At 41.4% G+C, this 11,718-nt stretch carries 6 protein-coding genes; 2 read left to right on the top strand and 4 right to left on the bottom strand.

What is annotated here, in order from left to right; genetic code table 11:
• Positions 1 to 208: 208 nt before the first annotated feature.
• Positions 209 to 406: a hypothetical protein gene (locus ABF638_RS18045; RefSeq protein ID WP_435024340.1), complete on the top strand. Its 198-nt coding sequence runs from the start codon at positions 209 to 211 to the stop codon at positions 404 to 406.
• 77 nt (positions 407 to 483) lie between these two features.
• Here ABF638_RS18045 and ABF638_RS18040 read toward each other — a convergent pair whose 3' ends face one another.
• On the bottom strand, positions 484 to 1,137 hold the full coding sequence (locus ABF638_RS18040) for a nucleotidyltransferase family protein (RefSeq protein WP_435024338.1): 654 nt from the start codon (positions 1,135 to 1,137) through the stop codon (positions 484 to 486).
• 516 nt (positions 1,138 to 1,653) lie between these two features.
• Here ABF638_RS18040 and ABF638_RS18035 point away from each other — a divergent pair.
• Positions 1,654 to 7,011 carry a translocation/assembly module TamB domain-containing protein gene (locus ABF638_RS18035; RefSeq protein WP_435024335.1) on the top strand — a complete coding sequence of 1,786 codons (5,358 nt, stop codon included), beginning with the start codon at positions 1,654 to 1,656 and terminating at the stop codon, positions 7,009 to 7,011.
• Positions 7,012 to 7,242: 231 nt separating this feature from the next.
• Here ABF638_RS18035 and ABF638_RS18030 read toward each other — a convergent pair whose 3' ends face one another.
• Genes ABF638_RS18030 through ABF638_RS18020 form a run of 3 tightly spaced genes read right to left on the bottom strand, consistent with a single transcriptional unit; the run spans position 7,243 to position 11,695 of the window.
• Positions 7,243 to 8,205, bottom strand: coding sequence for an XdhC family protein (locus ABF638_RS18030; protein ID WP_435024333.1), 963 nt, complete (start codon positions 8,203 to 8,205; stop codon positions 7,243 to 7,245).
• A gap of 47 nt (positions 8,206 to 8,252) precedes the next feature.
• Complete coding sequence (locus ABF638_RS18025; RefSeq protein WP_435024331.1) at positions 8,253 to 10,907, bottom strand: molybdopterin-dependent oxidoreductase; 2,655 nt, start codon at positions 10,905 to 10,907, stop codon at positions 8,253 to 8,255.
• Positions 10,892 to 11,695, bottom strand: a complete 804-nt coding sequence (locus ABF638_RS18020) for an FAD binding domain-containing protein (protein ID WP_435024329.1) — start codon at positions 11,693 to 11,695, stop codon at positions 10,892 to 10,894. Before ABF638_RS18020 ends, ABF638_RS18025 begins: the two co-directional genes overlap by 16 nt.
• Positions 11,696 to 11,718 lie beyond the last annotated feature (23 nt).

Genomic DNA, 11,718 nt, shown 5'->3' with positions numbered 1-11,718 from the left:
TTTAACATATTTTGGGCTGTTTTTATCGGATTTTTCTTAACATTCAACACTTTTGCAACAGAGGGTATTAAATATAAGCGAAGATAACCTCCTTTTTGCTGTGTAGATCGTGTTTCTTACCCAGCACTATGTGAAATTAAGTCCCTAGATAGTGTGTACTTCACCATAAAAGAACTTAAACTTAGCGTAGAAGTTGAGGGAAATAGTGATGAACAAGGAAACAGTTCCTAGTCAAGCGGAAAAGTCTAATCCAGAAGGTGATGCATCACAATTAAGTCCAGAGGTGCTGGACAAAATCAAACACCCTGCGAGAATAGACGATGTTATTCGGGAGCAATCACCAGAAGAACGTAAAAGTAACCCAGCTTTAGTACCGGAAATGATTGATGATCCAACTGATCAATGATTGGGTTTGTGAAAGAGTAATCATAAAGTTCAGATTCCCGACTTCTCCAAAAAGTCGGGAATCTTGTTTGTAATCTATTAATATCTCAAATTATGCAGTTGTTCTTGATATATTTCCGGCGTGTTGATATCTAATAGTACAGCCGGATTATCAAATTTAACTTGATGAATTACTGGATAAAATTCTTTGATAATTTGGCGTAAACCTAAGCTTTCCTCACGGATATTTTGTAAGTGCGATCGCATCCCATTACTGAATAACAATGGATGTCCAATTTTCCCTTCATAACTGGGTGCAGTAATCATTGCTGAATTGTCTTGGTGTGCTAGGATTAATCGCTGGTAAACCTCTAATTCTCTGGGTTGATCAACTGCGGAAATTGCTAATATTTCAAAGTTTGGGGGAATATGTTGCAATCCTGTGAGTAGAGAAGTTGTTTTACCAACATTGGCATGAGGATTAATTACAGCGGAACTGCCATCAGGACAATCTTTTTGTTTATTGCTGTTGTGTGAACCTAAAACTACAACAGGGGTAAAATCTACACTTAACCACTGTTCTAGTTGATAAGTTAATAATGTTTTATCTTCACCCCAAGGGAGTGAAGTTTTGCAAGTACCCATGCGAGTAGATTTACCCGCTGCGAGGACAATAGCAAAGTTGCTACTCAGATCCCCGACTTCATGAAGAAGTCGGGGATCTAAATCTAGCTTCAGGAAGTGACATTCCACTCTACATTGCTCCCAAACCTAAGATTACTTACCATCGTCATCTATACTAAGTTAGATTCTACAAAGATTAATTTCTATAACCAGGGTTGTATATACAGGAGTTATCTCAAAGTAATTTAATAATAAAACATTACCTAATTTATTCAGAAAAATATTTTCGTAAATAAAATATATCTTCAATTTAAATGATTATATAATTACCTTAAAATACTGCTCAGATTTAGTAACTTCTAAATATTTCTCCTAGTTTCAGCAAGATTTCCAAAATTGCAGCTCAACAAAAATAATATCTGATGACATATTACTCAAAATATATTCAATAATTACACCAAATTATGAAATAACATAGATAGCTTTGCAGTGCGTCTCTTTGGCGCAGCCTCTAATAGAGAATATAAGCACTTTTCTGCAAAGTTCTTGCTTAAGTCCTAATATTGTGAAAACATAGCTTGTGACTAGTTAATACAACTGTCTCTAGCCTTACTCCAGAAAAAAGTACTGGTACTGGTAACAATCATGACGCCATCTCCCAATTCAGGAAACAATCAGGAACCACCTAATCGTCGTGTGTGGCTCCTGCTTTTAGGACGTACCAGTTTGGCTTTGGGTGGGGTTTTGCTGGTTGGAATTGCAGTTGGTGCTTGGTGGGCTAGAAGCTATGTATATAAAGATTTAGCGCCATTAGTGCAGCAAAATCTTGAGCAATTGCTTGGGCGTCCGGTGAAAGTTGGAAATGTTGAACGTTTTTCGCTTTCTAGTCTAAGATTTAGCTCTCTATCAATACCAGCAACTCCTACTGATCAAGATCAAGTGGTAGCAAAAGCTTTGGAGGTGCAGTTCTCGCCATTGCAACTTATCCTCAGCCGAAAACTGGCATTAAATGTCATGTTAGTTCAACCCAATGTCTACATTCAAGAGGATAAAGATGGTCGTTGGGTGACAGCCGAAGTTAAGGCTGGGGAGGGAGAAGGTTTTATTCAAACTGAGTTGCAGACGCTTCAAATTCAAGATGGCGATATCGAGTTGATGCCATTCGCTGCACCAACTAAACCGAAAGGCTCGGTAATATTAGATCAAGTTGGTGGTGTTGCCCGATTTTCAGAGCAAAATCAAAGGATTGGTTATGACATCAATGCTCAACTCACTAGGGGAGGCGCTGTTAAAATTGTTGGCGAAACACAATTAAAAGCTCAACAAACTAACCTCCAACTGCAAGCACAAAATTTAAAAGCATCTGATATCAGTCGTTTAATTCAGTTACCTATTGCTCTGCTAGGAGGGGATTTAAATGCTGATTTAGGAGTTCAGATTCCACCCAAGCTATCAGAAATAGCCGTTACAGGAACAGCTAGCGCTAATCAAGTCACTGCTAAAATTCCAAATATTCCTCAACAGGTTTCTAATTTTAATGGGAGATTTATATTTCAAGGTCAGACAGTTACTTTAGATAATCTGAGTACGAACATTGGCAAAGTTCCCATTCTGGCTAATGGAACAATTAATACTCAAACAGGTTTTAATGTCTTTGCTCAAATAAAACCTGTTAGTGCAAAAAATATCTTAGATACGCTGAATGTAAATTCGACAGTCCCGGCTAATGGCGAAATTCAAGCAAATATTCAAGTACTAGGCGCACTTCAAAAACCAGTCCTGAGCGGTAAAGTAAGCAACACTAAACCTATTCAAATTGACCGCATTCAATTTAAAACTATCAACACTGATTTCCGCTTGAATGTCTCTGAAACGGCATCTCAACTTGCTGTTTCCAATCTGAATATTGTCCCCGCAGCCGGTGGTCAAATTACAGGCGGCGGTGAAGCTGTACTGGGAGCTAAAGATGAGGTAATGTTTAGCGCTCAAGCTGATGGTATATCAGGGGATATACTAGCACGCAGCTATGGCGTGACTCTACCGATCGCAGTTGGAAATGTTTCGGCAAAAGCACAAATCTCTGGCTCACTTAGCAAACAGCCCTTGAACCTTAATATTTCTAATGTTCAAGTAACGCCACCAGCCGGGGGGAAAATCACAGCCAATGGTCAAATTCAACTCGCTCCCCAAGGTCAGGTAGGCGTAAATATTCAAGCTCAAGGTATACCAGGAAATGCGATCGCTCAAGGTTACAATATTTCAACCCCGCTCAATATTGGTGGTATATCTGCGAACGCTAGAGTTTCTGGCTCTCTGGGTAAACCCTTAAACGTGAATGTTGCCCGTGTTCAGGCAAATCCAGAGGTGGGCGGGCAAGTAACGGCTAGCGGTCAACTTCAGCTTGCACCCCAAGGTAGGGTGGCGTTGAATGTTCAAGCACAAAATTTACCAGGAGATGCGATCGCACGGGCATACAATTCTTCACCCGGCATCACCATTGGCAATGTATCCGCAAATACCAATATTTCCGGCACTCTGAGCAATCTGCAAGCAGTAGCGCGGGTACAAGCGCCTACCGCCACCTATCCCACTACCGGACGAGTTGTTGTTGCTCAACAAGGAAAAAATATCCTTTTGCCCGATGCGGTTTTGAATGTCGCAGGGGGGACAGTCAGAGCTAGAGGTCAACTGGCACAACAACGTTGGCAAGGGGTTGTCAGTACTTCTCAAATTCAACTCAACCGCTTCTCACCAGAACTGCGAGGACGGCTAAATAGCAATATTCAGTTAGCAGGGACAACAGAATCTTTCCAGCTTGCAGATATTCGCGCCGCCGGCCAAATCCGCCTTTCCCAAGGAGTAGCGCTGCTAGCACAACCGCTCACCGCTCAATTTCAATGGAATGGGCAGCAGATTATAGTTGAAAACGCAAGTACCCCAGGATTGAGTGCTAATGGTGCGATCGCTATTCAGTTTCCACCAACTGGCGCACCGGAAATTGCCGGATTTAATTTAAATGTACTGGCGCAGAATTTCAACTTACAAAATACTGGCTTTGAAGTTCCTGGTGACGTGGCTATCGCAGGGTTACTCGATTTTAAAGGACAAGTTACAGGGACTCCAGATGTACCGCAAGCCACTGGCAATATCCGGCTGCGGAATTTCCAGGTTAGTGACTTGGCATTTGACCCACTGTTAACCGGAAATGTGAATTTTCAAGGGGGACAAGGAGCAAGTCTGCGATTAGCTGGGCAGCAAGATAGGATAGCTTTGAATCTGGGTGCAGATTATCGCCCAACTTCATTTTTGGTGCAGCGTGATGAAGCTATCACCACAGGTAGAACTGAGGGAGAGAACTTGTTCATCAACGCCCAACAGTTTCCCATCGCTTTGATTGGCGGCTTTTTACCGAACAATCAATTGCAACCATTGGGAGGGCAACTATCGGGAAACTTAGTTGTTAATCTGAATAATTATGCCATTGCGGGAGACGTTGCGATCGCCCAGCCTCGGATTGCGAGAATTACAGCAGATGAATTTCGCGGCAGCATCAATTATGCTGATGGTACTGCTAGCTTATCTAATGGTCAATTGCGGATTGGAGATAGCAACATCGCCCTCAGTGGAAATGTGCAAACAGGGAATGACCCGCAATTTCAATTCCAAGCTAATTTTGACCAAGCCAGAATCCAGAGACTTTTACAAACGTTTAATATCTTCGACCTTCAAGACTTTGGTAGCGGGTTGCAGCCACCGACATTAGCCGGAGCAGAAGTACTTGACACTGAGTCTGTCAGTTTACCCGATGCAGATTTGCTCACACAGCTAGCATATTTCTCAAAAATTAGAAGATTGGTAGCACAACAACAGCAAGAAGAGAGACAAGCAACCCCATCTTTGCCCACCCTTGCAGAATTAACGGGTACTTTGAGCGGAGCAATTGCAGCTAGTGGCTCGTTAAAATCTGGGTTGAACGTCGGCTTTAATTTTCAAGGTGCTAACTGGCAATGGGGAGATTATTCCATTAATCAAGTAGTTGCTCAAGGCAGTTTTGCCGATGGTATCGTCACACTTTCGCCCTTAAGCGTTGGAATCAATCAAGGATTAGTGGCGTTTTCAGGACAGTTAGGAACTGAGCAACTATCTGGAAACTTGAATGTAGCAAGTTTACCTTTATCACTTTTAGAGCCTTTCATCGAACAATACCCCATAGATATCACTGGTAATGTAAATGCTGATGCCACATTAGCAGGTAGTTTACAAGACCCTAGTGTTAAAGGGGAAGTGACGTTAGCAAATGCAACTGTTAACAAACAACCTCTGCAAACAGGACAAGTGAACTTTGATTACAACAATGCTCGTTTGAATTTTGATAGTACCTTATTAGTGACAGGAACCCAGCCAGTTGCCATTACAGGTAGCGTACCTGCTCCGTTACCTTTTGCCGAAGTGCAACCGGATAGCAATCAAATCAGCATCAACGCCAATGTGAACAATGAAGGATTGGCATTATTAAACCTGTTTACCAACAATCAAGTCGCTTGGGTAGACGGTCAAGGACAAGTAGATTTAAATGTTCAAGGTACTTTAGAAGAACCGATTATTAACGGCAATGCCACACTTAATAATGCAACTTTTAGCGCTGAAGCTTTATCTGAACCCTTGACGAATGTCACAGGAACAGCGCAATTTAATGGTAATACGGTGAGTGTTGAAAGTATCCAAGGTACTTACAACGAAGGGCAAATAAATGTATCAGGCATCCTGCCAATTTTTGATCCTCAGCAAGCAGCAAATCCTCTCACAGTCTCAATAGCAGATAAACTCGACTTTGAAATTGCCGGACTGTATGAAGGCGGTGTTGGCGGCGATATCGTAATTCGCGGAACAGCATTAAAACCTGTAATTGGTGGAGATATTCGACTGAGTGATGGTCAGGTAATTATTGGAAGTTCGGCTACTGCTGAGAAAACAGCAGCAGCCACAGCAGAGACTAATACTACCGTCATAAATAGAGAAGAGGTTAACCCTAACCTCAAACCTACACCAGAGAATAGCGCTGAACCAGTAGCTACACCAGAAAGTAGCACTAGCGCAGTCACTCCACCCAATTTACCTATAGAGTTTGCAGATTTAAAATTGACTTTAGACGACGATGTTCGTGTTACCAGTCAGTCTCTACTCGACTTTGTACCAGGAGGAGCCGCTTTTAGTCAGCCGATATTGAGCTTTGACGCAAAAGGCGACTTAACCATTAATGGTACATTAGCCAAGCCGCTTCCTGAAGGAGTCATCCGTTTGACAGGAGGACGACTGAGCATATTTTCCACTGAGTTTACCTTAGCGCGGGGCTTCGACCACACCGCGGAGTTTATTCCCAGTCAAGGACTTGACCCGAATCTGGATGTCCGACTGATTGCAATTGTCCCGGAAGCATCAGCAAGGAACAGTCGAATATTGGAATCACCATTGTCTGCTGAAATTAGTGATGTTTCTGTAAACAACTTTGGGACTTTACGTAGCGTTCGCGTTCAAGCTAGGGTAGACGGGCCAGCTAGTAGATTAGGCGACAATCTAGAACTGACGAGTGAACCGAATCGTAGTCGAGGAGAAATAGTTGCTCTGTTGGGTGGCTCAATTCTTAGTTCTTTCGGTCAAACAGATGCAACCCAAGGGCTGACTAATTTCGCTAGTTCTACCATTTTAGGTGGTTTACAAGGAACAATCACTGCGATCGGACAAGCTGTTGGTTTCAGTGAATTTCGGATATTTCCTACTCCATCTACCAACGAAGCATCCAGAAGTTCAATTCTTAATTTATCAGCAGAAGGTGTGTTTGACATCAATAGAAATGTATCTCTTTCTTTATCACGTCCTCTTTCTAGCAATGAATCTTTCCTTTACAACGTCCTATATCGAGTCAATGACGAAATTCTGATGCGAGGCTCAAGTAATTTGGGAGATGAAAACCGATTCTTAGTTGAGTATGAAACTCGATTTTAAATTACTGCATTGGCATTGTCAGTCAAGAGACTTGTGTGTACACCGTAGCCATTGTAGGGAAGGGGCTAGAGGTACGTCTGTATTAAACTCAACTGAGAAGCGCTATAATCCAATGCGGTTCAGTTAAGGTTACTGGTGTAGATAATTTGTCTTTGAAGACGCGATGAATCGCCGTCTGTACAAGTGTTTTGTTGCTCATTCTGAACTGTATTGCGCTATAATCATCCAGACTTAAATTTTTGCAGATAAAGAAGTCCCAGAACCACCACGACGAACTTTAATTAACTCAGCACAGATACTAACTGCAATTTCCTCTGGCGTTAAAGCACCAATATCTAAACCAATTGGTGCATATATTTGATGTAGAAATTCCGGTTCGTAACCTTCATTTTGCAGAATTTTGTACACAGTGGTGACTCGTTTATTGCTACCAACCATGCCGATGTATTTTACTGGATACTTCCATAGCAAGCGTAAAACGGCTAAATCTTGAAGATAACCTCTAGTAACTAAAGCGATATATAAATTAGTATTTTTCTCTAATATCTTTTGAATTGACGTGATAGGTTCTGCTAACACCCGCGAAGCATCAGGAAATCTTTCTTTTGTGGCAAACTCTGAGCGATCGTCTTGTACAATAACTTGAAAACCTGCTATTTTTGCAACCTGCGTTAGAGAAACAGCAATATGTCCTGCACCAATAATCAAAAGTGTTGGTGGCGCTAGCAAAGGTTCAATTAATGCTGTGGTGTGTAGAGATGCAATTATTTCTGTTTCTAGTAGTAGATAAGGTTTTTCATCTGTACTCAAGGGCGTGATAATTGTTCCAGAACGCCCAGATGTTAAAGTATCTATAATCTGATTAACTAAATTTAAGCTTTCACTTCCTGACCATAACTCTAATAATACTTGCATTGTGCCACCACAAACGCCTTGAGTTTCTCGTTGCGGTGCGCCAGATAAATCAATTTCTACAAATTGTTTTTTACCTATTTGCAGTACTTGCAAAGCTTGCTGATAAACTTTTGCTTCTCCAGCACCACCGCCAATTGTTCCAAATATTTTACCATCGGCGCTAATGAACATTTTCGCGCCTACTTCTCTGGGTGTGGAACCTTTAATGCTGGTGACGGTAGCTAAAACTACAGGGCTTTTTTTTAAGGTTTTTGCTAGTTGTTGGTAGAAGTCAAGCATTGATGATAACGAACCGCAAAGGACACAAAGGAAGAAAGAGTTTCAGTTTAAAAGTTGTTTAGTTTTTGCCAAACCCTTTCGGGTGTTATGGGAAGTTCGTATAGTCTACAATCTGTAGCGATCGCAGCGCGAATTGCATTTGCTATGGCTGGCGCTGTACAATTGGTGGTGATTTCCCCAACTCCTTTAGCGCCATAAGGGCCGTGAGGGTCGGCTTGTTCTACTAAAATTACTTCTATTGGTGGCATATCTGCCGCTGTGGGGATGCGATATTCTCGCAATGTGGGGTTTAAAATACATCCTTGTTCATCAAATAATAGTTCTTCACTTAAAGCATAGCCAATTCCCATTGCTATTCCCCCCATTGCTTGTCCGTGACAAATTCGCGGATTAATTGCTTTACCTAAATCAATAGCTTGCACACATCGTAAAACTTGAATTTTACCAGTTTCTATATCAACTTCTACTTCCACACCTTGAACAGCGAAAGTTAAAGTTGATTCATCTGCTGCATAAGTTACCTCTTCACTTAATTCTTCTCTGTTATCTCCACGCCTCTGCGGTTTGTTTTCTAATCTCTCCCGTAATTTTTCCGCAGCTAGTTTAACTGCTTGTCCAGAAATATAAATTGTCGCAGAAGCATAAGAACCAGCATCAAAAGGTGTGCGTTGAGTATCTCCAGAAATAATATTGATATCTCCAACACTCACGCCTAAAACTTCTGCTGCTATTTGCCGCAATGTAGTATCTGAACCAGTCCCAACATCTACAGAACCAGTTCTTAATTCATATTTGCCATCAGCTAAAAGTGATAATTTGACTTTGGCAAGATGAATTTTAGATAATCCACTACCTTGCATAGAAACAGCGAATCCGACACCACGGCGGCGAGAACCTTCTACAATTGGTGGTGTACCAGGAACATAACCAAGTGACTGGGTAACTTTTTCCCAACATTCGAGAACCGCATAACTACCAATTAAGTTAAAGTGGTCTTCAGACTTCCCTAAATTAATTACATCTCCCGGACGAATGAGATTTTTCAAACGTATTTCTATAGGGTCAATATTGAGCTTATGAGCAATTTCATGGATTTGACTTTCCATTGCAAAAGTGCCTTGAGTTGCACCATAACCGCGAAATGCACCCGCTGGCATTGTATTTGTATAAACGGCAAAACCCCGCAATCTTTTATTTGGACAACGATATAAACCTAGAGGGATATAACCTGATAAAAATACTACTGTTTGTCCATGATTACCATAAGCACCTGTGTTGCCAATTATTTCCATATCTTGGGCAATAATTGTACCATCTGCCTTGACACCACTTTTAATTTTTATTGTCATAGCATGGCGGCTATTTGTGGCAATAAATTCCTCTTTTCTGGTAAATTCCCACTGCACGGGTTTACCTGTGCGGAGGGTTGCTAAAACACAGAGGTCTTCTGATAAAATTTCTTGTTTGTTACCAAATCCACCGCCAAGTTGTGCTTTATAAACGCGGATTTTATCTTGAGGAAAGTTGAAAATTTGTGAGAGTAAGCGCTGGCAGTGAAATGGGACTTGAGTACTAGAACGCACAACTAGATTACCATCTGATTCTAGCCAACTAATAGTTATATGCGGTTCGAGGTGGACGTGTTGTACTGCTGGTAGTTTGTAAGTGTTCTCGACAATTAAATCTGCTTCAGTAAATCCCTGTTCTAAATCACCAGATTCGAGAAATATATGTCCAGCAATATTGCGATTTCTATCAGGAATTTGTGATGATTCTGGTTCATCATGAATCACAACACCGATATCATTCATTGCCTGTGTTGGGTCGATGACATGGGGTAATATTTCATAATCGACGGCAATTAATTGACAAGCTTGTTCGGCAATAGTTACTGATTCTGCAACTACAGCCGCAACGCGATCGCCTACAAATCTTACTTTATTATCTAATAGGTAATGATCTAACGGATCGGGTACTGGTTCAGCGTGTCCGGCAGTGGTGTAGGGTATTCTGGGTACATCTCCGTGGGTGAAAATGGCAACAACACCGGGGAGTGCTTTGGCTTCCTGGGTGTCAATTTTGCAGATACGGGCGTGGGGATGTGGCGATCGCAGTACTTTAAGATGTAATAATCCAGGTGGTGAAATATCTCCTGTATAGGACGCTTTCCCGGTGACAATGGCTGTACCATCTTGTTTGGGAATGCTTTCTCCTACTGAGTGGGGAGAGACGCGATTAATCGTGTCTGTACTGAGTGGGGAGTTTTGAGAAAGTCGAATACTGTCAATAATCGCTTGATATCCAGTACAGCGACAGAGGTTGCCTTTTAAAGCTAAACGCAGTTCATCCTCTGATAATTCGGGTAACTTTGCCGCACTCATAATCATCCCAGGAGTGCAAAAACCACATTGAAAACCTTGTGCTTCTAGAAATGCTTGCTGCATCGGCGCAAGTTCAGCATTCTGGGAAAGTCCTTCTATAGTAGTTACCGATTGATTCTTAATTCGCATTGCCGGATAAATGCAACTATGGATAGGTGTATCATTTACCCAAACTGTGCAAGCACCACAATCGCCAGAATCGCAAACACGATGAACACCAAACCAGCCTAATTGACGTAATAAACTTAAAAGGCTAGTTCCGGGGTGACAATTTTCTGTATAAGACTGATGATTAACTTTAAATTTTAACTGTTCTGGCATAATAAAGCTGATAGCGATCGCTTGATTAAAACTGCCGTCAATTCTTGACGATAAATTGCACTCGCCTTGGCATCTTCAATAAAATTTACCTTCTGTAAAAATGCGAAATCTTGCGTCTCTATATCGTCAAATTCCAGCAGTTCAGGTGCAGCAACACTAGCACCAATAACACAGCGCACCTGTTGATGATTTCTAGCACTGACAACTATTGCTAAAGCTGGGTCACTTGTAGCAATACCAAATCGTTGATAATTAACCTTCCATTTTAAATTAGATAGCGGAATTAAAACCCGCCTTAATATTTCTCCTGATTGCAAAATTGTGGATTTAAAACCAAGCTGAAAATCTTTTGCTGCAACTTGATGCGACTCTCCTGTGATATTCCAAATTTCGTAACTTGCATCTAAGACCACCATCAATGGTGCTAAGGTTCCCACTGATAAAGCCAGACAAATATTGCCTCCCACCGTCGCCACATTAATTATTTTTAATGATGCGGCTAATGCAGCAACCGCACTTTTTAATCCCTCGACTGCTGTCCATTCCGCTAACCAAGGATATTCTAATAATTTAATTAATGGACAAGTAGCACCAATAATTAAATAATTTTCTTTAACTTCAATTTCTGACCATCCCAAATGCTGAATATCTACCAGCGCTTTCAGATGTGGTTGTGGTTCAGAAAATAGCCATGTTCCACCCGCTAACCAAGCCCAATCTTCACCCCAATTGGTGATAGTTTGAATATTATCAGGATTTAAATAAGTTTCGACGTTTGGCAAATCCATCTTTTATTTAAAGGCAGAGTAGC

Source organism: Nostoc sp. CALU 1950 (genome assembly GCF_051172895.1).
Taxonomy (GTDB): Bacteria; Cyanobacteriota; Cyanobacteriia; order Cyanobacteriales; family Nostocaceae; genus Nostoc; species Nostoc edaphicum_A.
The sequence above is the reverse complement of the archived record's forward strand: the minus strand, read 5'-3'. Positions and strand labels throughout refer to the sequence as shown.

Excerpts from the sequence above, each read along its gene's own strand:
- ABF638_RS18045 (WP_435024340.1), top strand. The coding sequence starts at position 209 with ATGAACAAGGAAACAGTTCCTAGTCAAGCGGAAAAGTCTAATCCAGAA.
- ABF638_RS18035 (WP_435024335.1), top strand. The coding sequence starts at position 1,654 with ATGACGCCATCTCCCAATTCAGGAAACAATCAGGAACCACCTAATCGT.
- ABF638_RS18030 (WP_435024333.1), bottom strand. The coding sequence starts at position 8,205 with ATGCTTGACTTCTACCAACAACTAGCAAAAACCTTAAAAAAAAGCCCT.
- ABF638_RS18025 (WP_435024331.1), bottom strand. The coding sequence starts at position 10,907 with ATGCCAGAACAGTTAAAATTTAAAGTTAATCATCAGTCTTATACAGAA.
- ABF638_RS18020 (WP_435024329.1), bottom strand. The coding sequence starts at position 11,695 with ATGGATTTGCCAAACGTCGAAACTTATTTAAATCCTGATAATATTCAA.